14 protein-coding genes are annotated in these 19421 nt (G+C 61.4%); all 14 read right to left on the reverse strand.

All coding sequences use genetic code 11. The features are described from left to right. Window positions 1-65: 65 nt before the first annotated feature. The gene (locus HDE78_RS05490) at window positions 66-1895 is read right to left on the reverse strand and encodes a DUF885 family protein (RefSeq protein WP_179477494.1); all 1830 of its coding nucleotides are present in this window, start codon (window positions 1893-1895) and stop codon (window positions 66-68) included. Between the two features lie 181 nt (window positions 1896-2076). Further along, window positions 2077-3309: an FtsX-like permease family protein gene (locus HDE78_RS05495; protein WP_179477495.1), complete on the reverse strand. Its 1233-nt coding sequence runs from the start codon at window positions 3307-3309 to the stop codon at window positions 2077-2079. A gap of 11 nt (window positions 3310-3320) precedes the next feature. Beyond that, the gene (locus tag HDE78_RS05500) at window positions 3321-4634 is read right to left on the reverse strand and encodes an ABC transporter permease (RefSeq protein WP_179477496.1); all 1314 of its coding nucleotides are present in this window, start codon (window positions 4632-4634) and stop codon (window positions 3321-3323) included. Window positions 4635-4757: 123 nt separating this feature from the next. Beyond that, window positions 4758-5978, reverse strand: a complete 1221-nt coding sequence (locus HDE78_RS05505; protein WP_179477497.1) for an FtsX-like permease family protein — start codon at window positions 5976-5978, stop codon at window positions 4758-4760. 59 nt (window positions 5979-6037) lie between these two features. Continuing rightward, entirely contained in the window at window positions 6038-7342 is a 1305-nt protein-coding gene (locus HDE78_RS05510; RefSeq protein WP_179477498.1) for an ABC transporter permease, read from the reverse strand. Window positions 7343-7475: 133 nt separating this feature from the next. Further along, on the reverse strand, window positions 7476-8687 hold the full coding sequence (locus tag HDE78_RS05515) for an FtsX-like permease family protein (protein ID WP_179477499.1): 1212 nt from the start codon (window positions 8685-8687) through the stop codon (window positions 7476-7478). 11 nt (window positions 8688-8698) lie between these two features. Then, on the reverse strand, window positions 8699-9991 hold the full coding sequence (locus HDE78_RS05520) for an ABC transporter permease (protein WP_179477500.1): 1293 nt from the start codon (window positions 9989-9991) through the stop codon (window positions 8699-8701). A 133-nt stretch (window positions 9992-10124) separates the two neighbouring features. Continuing rightward, the gene (locus HDE78_RS05525) at window positions 10125-11357 is read right to left on the reverse strand and encodes an FtsX-like permease family protein (RefSeq protein ID WP_179477501.1); all 1233 of its coding nucleotides are present in this window, start codon (window positions 11355-11357) and stop codon (window positions 10125-10127) included. A 1-nt stretch (window position 11358) separates the two neighbouring features. Further along, window positions 11359-12657 carry an ABC transporter permease gene (locus HDE78_RS05530; RefSeq protein WP_179477502.1) on the reverse strand — a complete coding sequence of 433 codons (1299 nt, stop codon included), beginning with the start codon at window positions 12655-12657 and terminating at the stop codon, window positions 11359-11361. 152 nt (window positions 12658-12809) lie between these two features. Next, window positions 12810-14066, reverse strand: a complete 1257-nt coding sequence (locus HDE78_RS05535) for an ABC transporter permease (RefSeq protein WP_179477503.1) — start codon at window positions 14064-14066, stop codon at window positions 12810-12812. Between the two features lie 10 nt (window positions 14067-14076). Continuing rightward, the gene (locus tag HDE78_RS05540) at window positions 14077-15393 is read right to left on the reverse strand and encodes an ABC transporter permease (RefSeq protein ID WP_179477504.1); all 1317 of its coding nucleotides are present in this window, start codon (window positions 15391-15393) and stop codon (window positions 14077-14079) included. A gap of 154 nt (window positions 15394-15547) precedes the next feature. Then, window positions 15548-16792, reverse strand: coding sequence for an ABC transporter permease (locus tag HDE78_RS05545; RefSeq protein WP_179477505.1), 1245 nt, complete (start codon window positions 16790-16792; stop codon window positions 15548-15550). A 12-nt stretch (window positions 16793-16804) separates the two neighbouring features. Then, window positions 16805-18121 (reverse strand): ABC transporter permease, encoded by a 1317-nt coding sequence (locus HDE78_RS05550; RefSeq protein WP_179477506.1) that lies wholly within the window; start codon window positions 18119-18121, stop codon window positions 16805-16807. A 63-nt stretch (window positions 18122-18184) separates the two neighbouring features. After that, window positions 18185-19417, reverse strand: a complete 1233-nt coding sequence (locus tag HDE78_RS05555) for an FtsX-like permease family protein (RefSeq protein ID WP_179477507.1) — start codon at window positions 19415-19417, stop codon at window positions 18185-18187. Between the last annotated feature and the right edge of the window lie 4 nt (window positions 19418-19421).

Here is a 19421-nt window from a genome sequence, read left to right on the forward strand (position 1 = left end):
CATCGTTCCTCCGGTAGACCTGAGCAGAGGCGCTGACCGGATCGAACCCGGCCAGCGCGCTCGATTCAACCGGCAGCCGCCGCCGGATGCGCCGGCGCCTTGCCGGCTTTCACCGCCGCAATCCAGGCATTGACGCGCGTCTCCAGCACGTCCAGCGGCAGCGCGCCGCCGTTGAGAATCTCGTCGTGGAACGCACGAATATCGAACTGGCTGCCCAGCGCCTTTTTCGCCCGTGCGCGCAGCTCGAGAATCTTCAGCTCGCCGGTCTTGTAGGCCAGCGCCTGGGCCGGCCAGGTGATGTAGCGATCGGTTTCGGCCTGCACGTCCGGCTCGTCTTCGCTGGAATGCGCGTGGAAGAAATCGACCATCTGCTGACGCGTCCAATGCTTGTCGTGCACGCCGGTATCGAGCACCAGGCGATCGGCGCGCAACAGCTCATCGGACAGGCGGCCGTAATCCGACAGCGGATCCTGATAGAAGCCGATGTCTTTGCCTAGCTGCTCGGCATACAGCGCCCAGCCCTCGATATACGCGGTATAGCCCGCCTGCTGGCGGAACGGCGGCAGCGCCGGCAGCGTCTGCGCAATCGAAATCTGCAGGTGATGGCCAGGGATGCCCTCGTGATACGCGGTGGATTCGATCGTCAGCACGCTGCGGTTAGCGAAGTCGCCGGTGTTGACGAAAATCTGCCCGGGACGCGAACCGTCCGGCGTACCCTGATGGTATTCGGCCGCTGCAGCTTCCTTCTCGCGGAAAGGCTCGACCGGCACCACCACCACCTTGGTCTTCGGCAACAGCCCGAACAGCTTGGGCAGCTGCGGCTGCATCTGCGCCAGATAATTGCGGTAGCGGTTGAGGATGTCGTCACGCGAGGTGGCATGCGTCTTCGGATTGGTTTTCAGCGAAGCGCGGAAGCTGGCCAGATCGGCAAAACCTTGCGACTTGGCGATGGCCGTCATCTCGCCTTCGATACGCTTCACCTCGGCCAGGCCCAGCGCGTGGATCTGATCCGGCGTTTCCTCGGTTGTGGTCATCTGTTCGACATCAAAACGGTAGATCGCATCGCCGTTGGGCAGGTTCCAGATGCCCGGCTCGGCACGCCCGTGCGGTGCGTAATCCTTGGCCACGAATTCGCCGAGCTTTTTATAGGCCGGGCGCACGTCGTGCTCGATCGCCGCGAGAATCGCATCGTGCAGCCGCTTCTGATCGGCAGCGGATACCGACTGGGGGAAATGCTTCAACGGCTCGGCGAACACGCTATCCATGCCGGCGGATTTTTCGATGCTGTCGATCTGCACAACTACCTTTTCCAGCACGTATTTCGGCGGCATCATCTTGTCACGCAGGCCTTGCTTCGCCACTTCCGTCACCTGATCGAAAAGCCTCGGCACGGCCTTCAGGCGGGCGAGGTAATCGTCGTATTCCTTGGTGTTGTCGAACGGAATCGAGCTGACAAAACCGGCCAGCGCGATATGCGCGCCGCCCATCTGATCCAGCGGCATTTCGTACAGCTTCAGATCGTAGCTGTGCAGGCTATCGCGAAGTTGTCGCACCATCAGCTGCTGGTTCAGTGCGTCGGCATCGGAAAAACCGGCGGTATCGATCGCGCGGAACCGATGCAGAAAATCGACGGTCGCCTTGTGCTCGCTTTCTGCATGCGCCAGCGATGCATCGCTCCACTGGCTGTTATAGCGAAGATCGCCCAGCGTGGTCGCAAACTCGGGGCTGGTTTCCAGCTGATGCTGCCACTGCTCGGCCAGCAGCGCGTTCAGCGCCGCCACCCGGCTGGCCACATCGGTGGTTGCTGCCTGTGCCGCAGGCGCAGCCTGTACGGCGGTAGCAGCGGTCACGGAGCCCAGCAGGCTCGCAGCGATCAGTAACGGCAACGTTTTCATCAAGTGTCTCTCCCCAAGGTTGTACCTGGATTGTGATCGTCATCGCCCCGATCCTCCCGTGCCAGAGTGCATGGTTTACGGAGCGGAGGTGGACTGGGGCGTGGTTCGAGGAAGAATTTAAACTGTGACCACACTTCATTCACACGCTTGCCGCACTTTTTTCCAAGCGCATCGCCATAGCCTAAACACCGCGCGTTGCGATCACGGGCGGCACAGCGGCCGCACGCAGCGCCGGCCCCAGCACGGCGAGCTGGCCGAGTAGCCATAACACCAACGCACCGATCGGCAGGTAGTACAGCGGCAGACGCGGCAGCTCGTAGAACTTCATCAGCGTAAGGTTCAGCGCAAACGCCAGCAGCATGCCCAGCACGATGCCGAAACTCACGATCAGAAAATTTTCGGTCTGAAAATAGCGCAGGATGTCGCCGCGCGTGGCGCCGATGGCGCGGCGGATGCCAATGGTGCGACGTCGCTGCTGCACCCAGAAGTTGGCCAGGCCGGTGATGCCCAATGCAGAAACGAACAGCAGGCCTAGCGCCGAGGCGAACAGCAAGCTGATCATGGTGATGTCGCGCTGGAAATACTTCGCGCGTATCTGCGTATAGGTCTGCACCCGGCCTGGGTCGATGAGGCGGTTCGGGTTAATCTTCAGCAGCGTAGCCGCCGCGGCTTTCAGCACGCGCTGACGATCCTTCGGCGCGCTGCGCAGCACGTAGAGCACGCTGGAGCCGTCCGGTCGTTGCGGCCAGATCATGCTGTCGTCGTCGACACCCGGTTTACGCAGGTTTGGACGCAGAAACCTGTCAACGACGCCTACGATACGAATGTAGTTATCGCCGTCGTACATGCTCTGTCCCAACGCCTGTTTGTCCGGATACAAATGCTGCGCCAGTGCGCGGGTGATAATGGCAACCGTTGGCTTGCCCGTGCTCACATATTCGTCCGGCCGGAAGTCTCGCCCTGCAACCAGACGCAGGCCCAGCGTGTTGATCAAACCAGGCGTGCCGTCGTATTGCGTCGGCTGCATGCATCCGCTGCCCTCGATCGAATTGATTTGCTCCGCTCGGTCCAACGCTTGCTTGCTTGGGCAGGTGCCGCGGGACGACTCGCTTTGATCCAGCGGCAACGAATAACTGACCGCCACCGCGGACTGCACGCCGGGAAGTCCGCGCAGCGCCGCCAGATCGGCGGCATGTTGGGCCTGCTGATTCTCTCCCTTCTCGATGCTCGTGCTTTGGATCACGGCCAACTTGTCCTCGGCCATGCCAGTGGGCACGCTGATCCGCTGCACGCGACTGGCGATCATGAACGCTACGTTGCAGACGATGGCGCAGGTAAACGCTACCTGCAGCGTCAGTAATGTCGCAGTGAGTTTGTGCCGACGCAGGGTCGAAAGTATCGGCCGCATTTGCATGCTGTATATCCTCATGACGTTTTCAACTGCAGCGCGGGTTGTACGCGGCAGGCCCGCCACGCAGGCAGCAGGCCAGCCACCACGCTGGCGATGATGGCCAGCGCCAGCGTGCCCAGCAGCATTGGCATATCCATCTGGGCGAGCTGCGCATAGTCGTCGGGGCGATGGCGCACACTCCAAAGGCCGATCTGGGCGATCACCAGTCCGAGCACGCCGCCGGCCACACCGATCAGCGCCGACTCGATCCCCAGCTGCAGGAAGATGTCGCGTCGTCGCGCACCGAGCGCGCGGCGCACGCTGATCTCGCTGCTGCGACGCAGGAACTTTGCCAGCAGCAACGCCACGATGTTGACCATGCAGACGAACAGGAAACCCAGCGCAAGCCACAGTTGCAGGCGCACGTCGTTCGGCACAAGATTCTCGTGCTTCAGCCAGCCCATCAGGCTGTACAGCTTCGCGTCGGTGGACGGGCGCTCAAATCGGCCTTGCGCCTTCTGCTGAGCCGAATAGTCGACAAGAAACTGACGATACGCCTGCGCCTGCGCAGGGCTGTTCAGTTGCACCCAGAATTGCAGCCACGTCATGGTGGCGCCGGTAAGACTGGTGGAGTCATCGTTCTTGCCCCAACCGGATTGATTGCCATTGGTCGACAGCTTCAAATCCACTGCCGCGGACAGCGGCAGGAAGAACTGGTCGACATCGCTGTAATGCTGTGCTCCCGGATCCGCATAGAACATCGGCTTAGGCTGCCAGTCAGCTGTAACGCCGATCACGCGAAAATCGTGCTCGCCCAGTCGAACGTCCTGACCGATGCCGCTACCGTTGCCAAAGAGTTTGCGATACAGCGTGTCGCTCAGTACCACCACATGGGCGCGCGCCGCGTCGTCCGCCGCCGACCAACTCTGCCCGTGCTCGAACGGCATACCGAACATTGCGAAAAAGTCCGCCGTGGCATAACGCCCATCGACATTGAACGGCCGCAAATCGGCTCGTGTCGGACGCACCAGCAAAGTGCCGCCCGCCATCGCCGCCTGCCGCTCGGCCCGGTGCGCCTTGAGCAGGGCCATCGCGTCCGGCCAGGTGACGTTGTCGGCTGCATCGGGGCTGTCGCCACCTTGCTTGTAGTTCAGCGGCAACGGATCGAGATGCGGCGTGAACAACTGCGAGCTGCGTCCCGGCAGCGGATCGTCCGTCAGCACGTGCAACACCGTGATCATCGTCATGCTGGCACCGATGCCCAGGCCGATGGCCAGCACCATCAGCGCCGTGAGTATCGGATTGCGCCTCAGGCTATGCCAGGCCAGGTCGAGGTAGTAGGCAAACATGATCAGGCTCCAGCGAAGGACAGGAAACGAGGAACACATTGCGAGGGTATAAGTACGAAACCATGATCGCCCTCAATCAGCTCGCATGCTCCGACATCAGCGGTGGCGACCAGCACTTCGACCCTAAACACTGCGGGTCGCCACGACAGGCGGCACAGCGGCCGCCCGCAGCGCCGGCCCCAGCACGGCAAGCTGCCCGAGCAGCCACAGCGCGACGGCGCTGGCCGGCAGGTAGTACCAGGGCATGCGGTCCATCTCGTAGTGGTGCATCAGATAGATATTGATGCCAAAAGCCAGCGCCATGCCCAGCACCACGCCCATGCCGGTGAGCAGAAAATTCTCGGTGCGGAAATAGCTGAGGATGTCGCCGCGGGTTGCGCCGACAGCACGGCGTATACCGATCTGCCGGCGCCGCTGCGCGACCCAGAAGCTGGTGAGGCCGACGATGCCAAACGCGGTAACGGCCAGCATCACCACGCAGACCAGGACCAGCATCCAGGCCATGCTGCTCATGTCGGCGAAGTACTGGCCGCGTATGTCGTCGAAGGTTTGCCCCTTGGCGACGGCGGCCGGATTGATTTCTCCGAGCTTCTGCTCCGCTGCGCGCACGATGCGAGCGCGATCCTGCGGCGCGCTGCGCAATAAGTAGTAACCCAGCGTCGCATCCGGCTGCAGCGGATAGAAGGTGCTGGCATACGACCGCTGTGTGCTATGGATACTGGCCTGCGGCCGCACGACATCCGCCACCACGCCGACGACGGTGTAGTAGTACGGCTTGGAATAAATCGACTGACCCAGTGCCGACTTGTCCGGCCACAGCTGGTGGGCCAGACCCTCGGTGACCAGGACAACATGCGTGGAAGGCAGGGCCGAGCCGCCAAGCGTGCTGTCTGCGTATTCGTCGGCGTTGAAAAAACGCCCCTGCTTCAGCTGCAGGCCAAGCGTCTGATCCGCGCCGACACCCAGAAAATATAGCGATACGTTGAAGGTGTTCTTGTCGGTCATGGCCGAGTCCGATTTGAGGCCGAAACTCCAGCCCCAGTTGTTTCTGGAAAGTGGCAAGGTGCTGGTCACCCCGACGGACTGAACGCCGGCGATGGTGCGCAACGACGCAATATTGCGCGGTATGTCGCTGGCCGCGAGCTTGGGGTCGGTGCCATTCAAGACGACGACCGAAAGGCCCCTCTCATCGATCGCGTTCGGTATCCGGATATCGCCGATGCGTTTGCCGATCATGAAAACGGCGTTGCACAGCACCGCGCAGGCCAGTGCGATCTCCAGCACGATCAGGATGGCCGGAATGCGGTGCTTGCGCAGGCTGGCGAAAATGGGGCAAATTTCCATCTGAACTTCCTTGGAGAGTGCAGCCATAGATGGCCGCTTTCACGCTTGGGGAAAATGCGTCAACTGGCTTTCAGTTGCGGGGCAGGTGCCAACACACAGGCGCGCCAGGCAGGCAGCAGCCCAGCGACCAGACTGGCGACGATGGCGACAACAAAGGTAAGCGCGAACATGCTCACATCCAGATGCGCGAGGCTGGCGTACTCGGCCGGCTGATGACGAATACCCAGCAACCCAAGCTCGGCGAATACGAGTCCGAGCAAACCGCCCGCCAGCCCGACGATGCCCGCCTCCACTATGAACTGGGCGAATATCGTGCGCTGCGTGGCCCCCAGTGCGCGGCGCACCCCGATTTCCTGCGAGCGACGCAGGCATTTGGCCAGCAACAGGCCGACCGTGTTGATCACACAAATCAGCAGGAAACCGAAGGCCAGTCCGGCCTGCAAGCGCACGTCGTCCGGCACCACCTGTTCGTCGCGCAGCCACTGCATCAGGTCAGGCAAGCCGGTATCCGAGCGGTGAAAGCGACCTAACGCGATCTGCTGCCTGGCATAGTTGGCGAGAAACGCTTTGTAGTCGGCCACGGCCGCGCTGTTGTCCAGCTGCACCCACATGCCCAGCCAGATGCACGGCGCCGTCTCCAGATGCTTGAGGTCCTTGATTTCATCGAAGCAATTGGTATTGCCGGCTGCCATGTCGGCAGCGCGCGCCGACTGTAGCGGCAGGAACACCGCGTCCCCATCGCCATAGTCGCGGCCGCCGAGATCCAGCGAGTAGAACCGCGGCTGCGGGGCCCAGTGCTTCAACACGCCGACGATGCGAAAATCATGGTCGTTGATGCGCAGCGTCTTGCCGACGCTGTTGGCACCCCCGAACAATTTGTCGTTGAGGAAATCGGCAATCACTACCACACGGGTGCGGCTTTCGTCATCGCTCTCGGTCCACCCGCCACCGTACTGGAACGGTGCATCGAACATGCCGAAAAAGTCGGATGTGGTCATCACCCCATCGCTGTAGAACGGATGCGCGTTAGCTTGCTGCGGCGCGATCTTGGCTCCCGTCGTCGTCATCACCGCCTGATGCGTGGCCTTACGCGCATGCAGCAGGTTCATCGCATCGGTATAGGTCATGGTTGGCTGCGGTTTTGTCTCCCCCGCCACATAGCCATCCATCGGAAAAGGATCGACCTGCGGATAGAAGAGCTGCGCACTCTTCTGCGGCAGCGGATCACCCGACAACAACTTGAGCACCGTCAAGGTGGTGATGCATGCGCCGATGCCGAGACCCAGCGCGAGCACCATCAGCGTTGTCAGCACCTTGTTGCGCTGCAGGCTGCGTATAGCCAGTTCGAGGTAGTAGGCAAACATGTTCAGACTCCGCTGAGAGGTGAGGAATCAGGAGCGCGTTGCAAGGGGTTCGATGCAAAGCCATGGCCATGAGCGATCAACACCAGCGTGCCACCCTCGCCCCAAGCCACTCGCCCATCGTTCCTGCGCTTCATCACACACTCCTCGTTGCTTCGACCGGGGGCACCGCAGCGGCACGCAGCGCCGGCCCCAGCACAGCCAGCTGACCGATGGCATACAGACTCAGCGCGCCGATCGGCAGGTAGTAAAGCGGCAATCGCGGCAATTCGTAGTGCTGCATCAGCAGCAGGTTGATCGCAAAGGCCAGCAGCATGCCCAGCACGATGCCGCCGCTCACGATGAGAAAATTCTCGGTCTGGAAATAAGCCACGATGTCGCTACGCGTAGCGCCCAGCGCGCGCCGCACACCGATCTGTCGGCGGCGCTGCTGCACCCAGAAACTGGCAAGTCCCACGATGCCGAGTGCGGTCACCAGCAGCAATGCGGTGATGACGCCGACCAGGATGCCCGCCATCGCACGATCGGTCTGGAAGTAACCATCCCGCAGCTGACCGATAGATTTGCTGGCCTGCTGGTCCAGTACGGCCTCGGGTACGATTTTTGCGAGCGCCGCGCGAGCATCACGCAACACCCGCTGCAGTTGTGCCGGCTCGGCGCGCAGCAAATAATTGCCGGAGAAGTTTTTGCCGGGCAACGCCGGCACAAACACCGACCACTCGCGCGTTTCTGGACCGCCCTCGCCGCCGCCGGGTCGCGCCAGATGCGCCACCACACCTGTTACGCGGTAGTGATATTTGTCCATCCAGAATTCCTTGCCGAGCGGATCCACGCCAGACCACAGGTGCTCGGCTAGCGCATGGGTCACCCAGACAGACGCATCGGCCGGCAGGAAAGTATCCACCGGGCCATAGTCCTGCTTCGTGGGCAATGCGCCGGCAGCAAGTTTCAGACCCATCGCCTCGAAGCTGCCCGGCCCTGCAACATAGAAATCCACGACGCCGCCGGAATGCCGACCTGCCACATCCAGCGTAATGCCGCTCGTACCGGCGTGGTCACCGAACGGCACGGCATTGATCACGCTGACCGACTGCACGCCGGGTAGCTTGCCTATACCGGACAGCACGCGCGCGTTGAGGTCGTTCGCATTGCAGTCATCGCAATCGAGTTTGATCTGCGCGAGCGCGCTTTCGTCCACGCCGCTGTGGATGGCCATCGCACTGACGCGCGTGGCGATCAGGAAAAAGGCATTGCACAGCACCGCACAGGCAAGCGCGATTTCCAACGCGATCAGCAGGGTGGCGAGACGATGGCGACGCAATGCGGAAAGTACCGGGCGTATCTGCATGACGGAATTCCTCAAAGGACCTTCAGCTGCAATGCGGGCACCACGCGACTGGCACGTGCAGCCGGCAGCAGGCCGGCCAGCAGGCTGGTGGCGATCGCCAACGCAAAGGTAGTCAGGAACATCGGCAGATCGAGATGGATGAGCTCGGCGTAGTCGGTGGGCTGCCGGCGCACAAGCCACAAGCCGACGAGCGTCAGCAGCCAGCCGCCCACACCACCCAGCAAACCGACCAGCCCCGCCTCCACCAGGCACTGCGCAAACAAATCGCCGCGCGTGGCACCCAGTGCGCGGCGCATGCCGAGCTCGCCACCTCGGCGCAGGAATTTTGCCAGCAGCAGACCAATGGTGTTGAACAGGCAAATGGCGAGAAAGGCAAAAGCCAGCCAAGCCTGCAGACGCACGTCGTCCGGAACCACGCCGATATAGTCCAGCCACTGCATAAGGCTGCGCACGCGCGTGACGGTGCTGGCGAAACGACCGATGTTTTTTTGCTGCGCCGCGTAGTCGGCGATGAACTGCCGATACGCATCCACCTTCGCCGCGTCGTCCAGTTGCACCCACAAGGTGACCCAGTTGCAGGGCGCGTTTTGCAAATGCCCCGGCGTGTCCGGGAGGTGCCAGCAGTTGAACTGCTGGAAGTGACCGTCGTTGATGTCCAAGCCGGCCAGGAACGGCGTCATCACGTCCTGCGGCTTGGTGTAGGAGGAGTTCCAGGCTTCGTAGAACAACGGCACCGGCCGCCACGGACGCAGCACGCCGACGATGCGTACATCGCTGCCGCCAAGCCGCAACGTGCGACCCACGCTGTCGACACCACCGAACAACTTGCTGTTGAGGTCATCGGAAATCACGGCCACGCGCGAGCGCATGGCATCGTCGGCCACACTCCAGCCGTTGCCGTAGCGAAACGGCACATTGAACATCGGGAAGAAATCCGCGGTGGTCGAGAGCATGTCCAGCCGCAATGCGGGTATCGCAGCATCCGGCGCGGTCACCCTGATCATGCTGTCCACGATCAACGCCTGCCGATCGGCGCGATGTGCGCTCCACAGATCCATGGCCGAGTGATAGTCCATCGCCAGCGATGGCTCGAGATTGTGCGGTCGTCCGGGATCAGGGCTGAGCTGTGGGAAAAAAATCTGCCCACTGCGCCCAGGCAGCGGATCGCCCGATAGCACATACATCACCGTCAACGTCGTCATACTCGCGCCAATGCCGACGGCAATCGCCAGCACCATCAGTGTGGTGAGCACCTTGTTGCGTCGAAGGCTGCGTACCGCTAGATCGAGGTAGTAGGCAAACATCATCGGACTCCCATGAATAGTGAGCTGCGAGGTGCCAGTGGCGAGAGTGCGATGCCGCGAGATAACCGCACGTCGGGTAGCGGATTGTCACCATCGCGCCCTGTCTCGACGCGTCCCTCGCAACCGCCCTTCATCACACGCTCCTCGTAGCCACAACCGGTGGCACGGCGGCCGCACGCAGCGCCGGGCCGAGAACCGCCAACTGGCCTATTGCCCACAGCGCAACCGCACCCACCGGAAAATAGGCGGCCGGCAGTCGCGGCAATTCGTAGTGCTTCATCAAAAACAGATTGATACCGAAGGCGAGCACCATGCCGATCGCGATGCCGATCGTCGCCAGCAGAAAATTCTCGGTCTGGAAGTAATGCAGAATGTCGGCGCGGGTGGCACCAAGTGCGCGGCGCACACCGATCTGTCGACGACGCTGCGCGACCCAGAAACTGGCCAGACCCACGATACCGAGCGCCGTGACGACAAGCAGCGCGATACAGACCGCAACCAGGAGGCCGGCCATCGCGTGGTCGTTCTGGAAATAGCTTTCGCGTATTTCATCCCATGTGCGCTTCTGCAGCACGACGCGTTTTGGATCGAGCTTTTTCAGTGCGGCAAGTGCAGCCTTCAGCACGCGCTGCCGCTCTGATGGCGCGGTACGGATCACATAGCTCGAATTACCCTCGCCGGTGAGCCGAACTGGCAGCGCCATGCTGTATTCCGAACCGAGCGAAAAATTATTCGGCCTGACCAGATGTGCCACAACCCCGACTACCGTTATCGGCACCGGCCCGAGATAAATCTGCTTTCCGAGTGCACTTTGGCCGGGCCATAAGCGATCGGCCATGGTTTGCGTCAAAACAACGACCTTGGGCATGCGTGCATCGTTCGGGTCACCGTCAGCGGCGGCTTTCATCACAGAGTCAAAGTCGCGATAGTCGCCGTCGCCGAGATTGCGCCCTGCCACAAGCTGGGTGCCCAGCGCTTGCAGCAGGCTCTGACCCTGATACATGGTGGCATTGATGGTCGCCATCTTCTGCTTCGGGTCCAGCATGATGCCGTTATTGGACGAGCTGTTGCCCAGAGGCAGCTGGCTGGCCACACCCACCTGCGTCACTCCGGCGATACGTCGAAGCGCGGCGAGGTCCGCCTCGACACGTGCCTTGGCATCCGGATGAAGGCCTACATCGGCGACCTTTATTTCCACCAGCTCATGCTCGACAACGCCACTGACGATGTTCATGCGATCCAATCGCTGACTGATCAAAAACACGGCGTTGCAGACAATCGCGCAGGTCAGCGCCATTTCGATGATCAGCAGCCATGCGGTGATCTTGTGCCGACGCAATGATGAGACAATCGGACGAATTTCCATGTCAGTTGCTCTTCAATTGCAACGCGGGAGTGATCTGGCAGGCGCGCCAGGCTGGTAAAAGCCCAGCGACGATACTCGCGCCAAGAGCGAGCAAAAATGTGGTGAGCAGCATCGACATATCCAGATGCGCCAAAGTGGCATAGCTGGATGGCCGCTGCCGCACCTCCCAAAGGCCGAAAAAAGCCAGCACTAAACCACCGATGCCACCACTGAGGCCGATTACCGCGGACTCCACCAACAGCTGCGCGAACAGCGAGCGCTTCGATGCACCCAGCGCACGGCGCACACCAAGCTCGCCGGCGCGGCGCATGAACTTGGCAAGCATCAAGCCCACCGTATTGACCAGACATACCAGCAAAAAGCCAAACGCTAGCCAGGTCTGCAGCTGCACGTCACTTGGCACTACGCTCTGATAGTCCAGCCAGCCCATCAGATCGCGCAAACGCACGTTCGACGGCCGCACGAAGCGGCCCAGGGTCATTTGTTCCTGCGAGTAATGCTTGAGGTACTGCTTGTACGTTGCCGCTTTGTCGGAGGAGTCCAACTGCACCCACAGTTGCAGCCAGGTGCAGGGTGCCGTTTCCAGATGATCCTCGGTATGGCCGCCCCAGCAATCCATGCTGCCGTTCCGGCCTAACTTCAGATCGCGGGCGGTTGTCAGCGGAACGAACACGTCTTCCGACTCGGCATAGCTACCGGTGGCCAGATCGTAGAAATGCGGATTGGGCCGCCAGCGATCGAGCACCCCAACAATCCTCAAGCCGCTGTCGCCCAACTGCAGCATCTGGCCGGTGCTGTCCTTGCCACCAAACAGCTTGTCGTTGAGGCTACGCGTGATCACAGCCACGCGCGCCTTGTTGTCGTCATCGATAGCCGACCAGCCGTGGCCGAACAAAAGCGGCACGTCGAACATCCCGAAAAAATCGGCTGTCGTATATCGCGCATCCAGGTAAAAGGGGTCGAGATTCGACTGACTAGGCTGCACGGCGACAGTGCCTGCCGTCATCAGCACCTGATGATCTGCACGCTTTGATCGCAGCAGATTCATGCCGTCGATCCAAGTCACCTGATCCGGCGGCTCGCCCTCAGCGCGATAGTTCTCCATGTTCTGCGGATCGAGCTGCGGCACGAATAGCGTCTGGCTCTTGCCCGGCAGCGGATCGCCCGATAACACATGCAACACCGTCAGCGTCGTCATGCTCGCGCCGATGCCCAAAGCAATCGCCAGCACCATCAGCGCCGTGAGGGCCTTGTTGCGTTTGAAGCTGCGCAATGCAAGCTCGAGGTGATAGGTGAACATGATCAGGGACCGGCTGTTAGTGAGACGCGACGGAAAAAAGCAAGGGGCGGGGACGAATAACTGGAACAATTGAGGGACGAGGGATGAATAGCGAAAGTGCCAGTCCGCGACATAACCTCCAACCTACGCGCCACCCCCGCCCCTGCTCTTCATTACACCGCCCGCGTCGCTTCGATCGGCGACACGTTGGACGCGCGTCGTGCCGGCACAAACACCGCGGCTTGCCCGAGCGCGACCAATGCGACCAGACCCACCAGCACGTACGCCACGGGAATGCGATCCATCTCGAAGTGCTTCATCAGCCAGACGTTGAGCCCGACCGCGAGCGCCACGCCGATCAACGCACCGGCGCCGGCAATCATCAGATTTTCGATCTGGAAGTAATGCAGGATGTCGATCTTGCGTGCGCCCAGCGCGCGGCGCACGCCGATCTGTCGATGCCGCTGACCGACCCAGAAACTGGTCAGACCGACAATGCCGGCAGCGGTGACGCCGAGCAGCACCAGACAGACCACGCCCATCAGAATCGCCATGCCGACGTCGGCACGATAGGCGTCGGCGCGAATGTCGGCGAACGACTTGACGCTGTCGTCGTCGAGCACGCGCATTGGATTGATCTTGTAAAGCAGCGAAGGCATTGCCTTCATGGCGGCTTCCATCCTCCCCGGTTTGGCGCGCACCACGTATCGCGAATAGTTGGCGTCGATGCGGAGTGGCTCCAGCGTGGCGTTATAGGCAAACGTGTTGGTCCAGCTACCGGTGCCAGGCACTTGCAGGCGCTCGATCACGCCGATGATGGTGGTCGGCATTGTGCTGCCATCGAGATACATGGCCTTACCCACCGCGCTGCCGCCCGGAAACAGCTTGTCTGCGATGGGCTTGGTCACAATCACCACGGTGGGCTCGGTTTGATCGTGCATGCTGCGGTGCTGCACGTCGGCCGCGGTGAAAGCGCGGCCCGCCACCAACCGAACGCCGAGCGTGGAAAGCATCTGCTCATCGCCGAAGTAGAACGTGGTGCGGGTATTGCCCCCCTTGCGCATCTCGCTGCCCGGCTTGAGCGAGATCGCGCCGTTCCATGAGGAGTTGAGCAGCGGCAGCGAATTGATCGGCGCCACCGAGGCCACGTCGGAGAGATTGCGAAGCGCTGCCAGATCCTCCCGCTGCATGTTGTCCAGCTTGGCGATGCCGGCCGCATCGTCCCCGTCCGGTGCACCGACCCACTGCTGGGTGACGAGAAACAAATTGCTTTCATCAATGCCGGTAACGCGGTGCACGCGCTCGATACGTTGGCCGATGATGAAGATGGCATTGCAGACGATGGCCAGGGTCAGCGCGATCTGCAGTGCGATCAGCACCACGCCGGCCTTGTGTTTGCGCAATGCGGCGAGGATGGGATGCGTGGTCATGATGTTGTCCTCAGTTCGATTTCAGCTGCCAGGCGGGCTGCACACGCGAGGCACGGAAAGTGGGATAAAGCCCCGCGAGCAGAGTCGCCAGAATCGCAATCACCAACGTGAGCGCCAGCAACACAAAGTCGACCCGCGCGAGCGTGGCGATCTCCTTTGGCAGTACCCAGCCCACGCTCAGCACACCCAGGCCCGTCAGCAGCAAACCGAGCACGCCGCCGGCCATGCCGACCATGCCCGCTTCGGTGAGAAACTGTGCGTAAATCGAGTTGCGCTGCGCACCCAAGGCTCGACGCACGCCGATCTCGCTGCTGCGCCTGAGGAACTTCGCCAGCAGCAGGCCCGCCGTATTGACCAGACAAACAACCAGCAGCCCTAGAGCGACCAGCAGGGATACCTTAGTATCGCTCGGCACCACGTGCTCGGCGTCGAGCCAGTCCGGCAGGTCACGCAACCGGTTGTTGGGGGCCCAGGCAAAGCGTCCGCTTTGCTGCTGCTGATGCGCATAGCCGTCCAGGTACTGACGATAAGCCGCGGCAGACGCGGCATCGTCCAGTTCCGCCATAAAGGCAATCCAGACGCAGCTGGAACGCTGCAACCCGACGAAGCCGGACTCCTTCGGAATCTCGTTGCAGTTGGTATTGCCGTCATTGGCCATGCCCAACGAGATGGCCCGATCGAACGGCAGGAACACATCGTCCAGCCCGGTGGAGAACCCTCCGCTGTTAACCACGTCGTAGAAACGCGGCTGCGGATTCCAGTCGTTCAGCACGCCGACAACACGATAGTCCTTGCCCTCGATGTCGATTGTTTTTCCTACGCTGTTGGCACCCCTAAATAGCTTCTGATTGAGCTTGCTGCTGATAACCACTACCGCAGCGCGCTGGGCATCATCGTCGGCCGACCAGCCATTGCCGTAGAGAAAGGGCACATCCAGCATCGGGAAAAACTCGCTGGATACTGCGTGGCCACTGGTGTTAACCGGATGCTTGCCCGCGTCGGCAGGCACGATCGACGGCGATATCTGATACATCGCCGACTGCAGCTTGGCGCGATGATCGCGCATCAGTTTCATGGCGTCGGTGTAGTCCATCGCATCGGGTGGTTCACCGTCGGCCCCGCGCCCGGTCGGCCCCCACATATCGATCTGCGGCACGAACAGCTGCGACGATTTCCACGGAATCGGATCGCCCGACACCGCGCGGAACACGGAATACGTCGTCATCGACGCTGCCACGCCAAAGCCGATGGTCAGCACCATCAGAAGCGTAAGCCCCGGGCTGCGCTTCAGGTTGCGCACCGCCAATTCAATGTAGTAGGTAAGCATGGTCAGGTTCCGGTGGGGTGCGAGTACGGGCGCGAACAGAGCGAGGGACGAGAAACGAGTAGCGAGGGTGCAGGTTCGGGAGATAGCCGCGGGTCGCGCGACGTGGCGTAGCCACCGTCGCCTTTCATGGCTCGCCCCTCATCCCCGCTCTTCATCATGCCGCCCTCGTCGCTTCGATCGGCGACACGCGCGAGGCACGACGTGCGGGTACGAACACCGCGGCCTGGCCGAGTGCCAGCAGCGCAACCATGCCGATCAATACATACATCACCGGCATTCGCGGCATTTCGTACTGGCTCATCAGCCAGAGGTTGAGCCCGACGGCCAACACCACGCCGACGACCACGCCGCCGCCGGCGATCATCAGGTTCTCGATCTGAAAGTAGTGCAGTATGTCGCTCTTGCGTGCACCGAGCGCGCGACGCACGCCGATCTGACGATGCCGCTGGCCGACCCAGAAACTGGTCAGGCCAACAATGCCTGCGGCCGTCACGCAGAGCATGATCAGGCAGACCACGGCCATCAGGATCGCCATGCCGCGGTCGGCGCGATAGGCGGCGTAACGTATCTGCGCAAAGCTGAGGATGCCCCGCTCCGAGTCGATCACCCGCTGCGGGTTGGCAGCAAAAAGCGCATCGCGCGTCGCCGCCATCGCGGCTGCCTGCTGGCCCGGCCGGGTCTTCACCACGTACCGCGAGTTGTCGCCCACCTGACGAACGGGCTCGATGATCGTGTAGTAGTCCGAGTCCTTGGCGAAGCTTTCCGCCATGGATGACTCCAGCAGCTTGACCACACCGACGATCGTGGTGGGCTTGCTGTCGCTGTAGATCGTCTTGCCGACGGCGCTCTGGTTCGGAAAGAGTTTTTCGGCCGTGGCCTGGCTCACGATCACCGATGGCGGCAACGTGTCGTCGTGGAAGTCCATGCGAAGCACATCTGCCGCAGTGAACGCTCGCCCGGCGATGAGCTGCACGCCGAGCGTGCTCATCAGCTTGTCGTCACCCTCGTAAATCGTTGCCGAAAGCGTCGAGTTTTTCTGGTCGGGCGTCAGCGTGATGCCATTGACATGCGAACTGCCGAACAGCGGTACCGAATTGACCGGCGCTACAGACTCCACACCCGGCAAGCGGCGCAAGGTATCGAGGTCGGCGCGCACCAGTGAATCGATGGTGTCGACCGCACCCGGCGCGCCGCTCTCGGGCGTACCGACCCACTGCTGGGAGACGACAAACAGATTTGCCTCGTCGATGCCGGTGGGGCGATTCACCCGATCGATGCGTTGGCCGATGATGAAGATCGCATTGCAAACAATCGCCAGGGTCAGCGCAATCTGCAGGGCGATAAGAATGACGCCAGCCTTGTGGCGGCGGAGTGCGGCGAGGATCGGATGCGTGCTCATATATCGTATTCCTCAATTGCTTTTCAGCTGCCAAGCAGGCTGCACGCGCGATGCACGGAAAGTTGGGTACAGGCCGGCGAGTACCGCCGAAACCACCGCAATGACCAGGGTCAGCAGCAGTAGAGAAAAGTTGACGTGGGCCAGCGCAGCGATGTCCTTGGGCAGCACCAGGCCGACGCTAAATACGCCCACCCCGGTGAATACCAAACCCACGACGCCGCCGGCCAGGCCGACGATGCCGGCCTCGGTAAGAAACTGCGCGTAGATTGCCGCCTGCGGCGCACCCAGCGCGCGGCGCACGCCGATCTCGCTGCTGCGGCGAAGAAACTTGGCCAGCAACAAACCCACGGTATTGACCAGGCAGACGATCAGCAGGCCTAGCGCCACCATCAGCGACACCTTGGTATCGCTAGGCACCACGTGCTGGCTGTCGAGGAAAGCCGGCACGTCACGCAGCCGATTGTTCGGCGACCAGTTGAAGCGACCGGCGTTTTTCTGCGCCAGCGCATAGCCATTCAAGTAATCGCGGTACTTCTGTACGGCAGCCGCGCTATCCAGCTCGGCCATGTACTCGATCCATGTGCAGGTCGACCGCTGCATGCCGACGAAACCCGGCTCGGCCGGATTGCTGTTGCACGAGGTATTGCCCGCGTTGCTTAGATTCACGGCAATCGCACGGGTAAAGGGGATGAACACGTCGTCCGAATTGGTATCGAACCCCCCGGTATCCACTACATCGTAGAAACGCGGCTGCGGATCCCACTTGGCCAGCACGCCGACAACCTGATAATCCTTGCCGTGGATATCCAATGTCTTGCCCACGCTGTTCTTGCCGTCGAACATTTCCTGGTTGAGTTTGCCGCTAATCACCACGACGGCCGCCTGATTCGTGTCGGCGTCCACCGCCCAGCCGCTGCCGTACTGAAAGGGCACATCCAGCATCGGGAAAAACTCGCTGTACACCGCGTGCCCGGAAACGCTGATCGGGTGGCGACGCGAACCGGGCACCTGCACCGGCGGCGCGATGCGATAGCTGGCGGACTGCAGATTGGCCCGGTGATCGCGCATCAGCGCCACCGCATCGACATAGTCCAACGCGTTCGGCGGTTCGCCGTCCGCACTACGGCCATCGGGACCCCACATATCGATCTGGGGCACAAACAACTGCGACGACTTCCAAGGAATGGGGTCACCCGATACCGCCCGAAACACCGAATACGTCGTCATCGACGCCGACACGCCAAAGCCGATCGCCAGCACCATCAACAAAGTGAGCCCGGGGCTGCGCTTCAGACTGCGCAGCGCCAGCTCGAGGTAATAACTAAACATGGGTAACTCCAGAATGCGATGCCTTCAGACCTGCAAGGTCGATAGTGCGAAATGCGGAAATGTTCATACCGAACGGGTTGCCTCCACTGGAGACACGCGAGAGGCGCGAAGCGCCGGCGCCAGCGTGGCGAACTGCCCGAGCAGAAGGAGCACGACCACACCGATCAGCACATAGCTCAGCGACAGACGCGCCATTTCAAACCGGGCGATCATCCAGAAATTGATGCCGAAGGCGATTACTAGGCCGACGGCCAACCCGCCGACACTGATCAGAAAATTTTCAGTGAGGAAATAGTCGAGGATGTCTCGACGCGTGGCGCCAAGCGCACGCCGCACGCCGATCTGTCGGCGACGTTGGCCGACCCAGAAGCTGGTCAGTCCCACGATGCCTGCGGCGGTGATGGCCAGCAAGACCACGCAGATGATGCCCATCAGTACCGCCATGCCGCGGTCAGTATCGTAGGCACGTTTACGCACCTCTGCAAAGCTCAGTTCGCCATCCTTAGGATCGAGGATGCGCATCCGATTCTGCGCATACAGCGCCTTGGGCACTTCGCGCATAGCGTCGGCCAGCTGGCCGGGCTTAGCGCGCACGATGTAGTACAAGCCATCGGCGTTATCCTGCCGCAGCGGTCGCAAAACCGACTGGTAGGCGTATGCCGTCTTCCACGTATCAACACTCTGGTTTTGCAGGCGATCGACAATGCCAATGATGGTGCTTGGCGTCTTACTCATCTCGTAGAACGACTTGCCCAATGCCGAGCCATCCGGATACAGCCGGTCAGCCAGCGCCTTGGTGACGATGACAACCGGAGAAGCCATGTTTTGACGTGAGCCGATTCGGCCTACTTCGTCGACGCGGAAATTTCGCCCCGCGATCAGTTTTATGCCCAGCGCATCGAGCAGATGTTCGTCACCCAGATAGACATCCGCATCGGTAGTTTTTTCAGTCTGCTCGGGCGTCAACATGATGTAGTCGTCCCAGCCACTGCCACGCAACGGATACGAGTCGCTCGGTGACGCGTCACGCACGCTCGGCAACCGTCGTAATGCCGCCATGTCGGCCTGTATCTTTGCGTCTGTCTCCTGATCGGTCGACTGGCTCGCCCACTGATTGGAGATCACGAACACATTGGCTTCATCGATGCCGGAAGGCTCGGAAAGGTGTTCCAGTCGCTGCTGGATGATGAACAGCGCATTGCAGACGATCGCCAGAGTCAGCGCGATCTGCAAGGCGATCAAGATGACACCAGCCTTGTGCTGGCGCATGGCGGAGAGGATGGGTTTGATCTGCATATGG

Origin of the sequence: Rhodanobacter sp. K2T2 (assembly GCF_013408815.1) — a bacterium.
Classification (GTDB): domain Bacteria; phylum Pseudomonadota; class Gammaproteobacteria; order Xanthomonadales; family Rhodanobacteraceae; genus Rhodanobacter.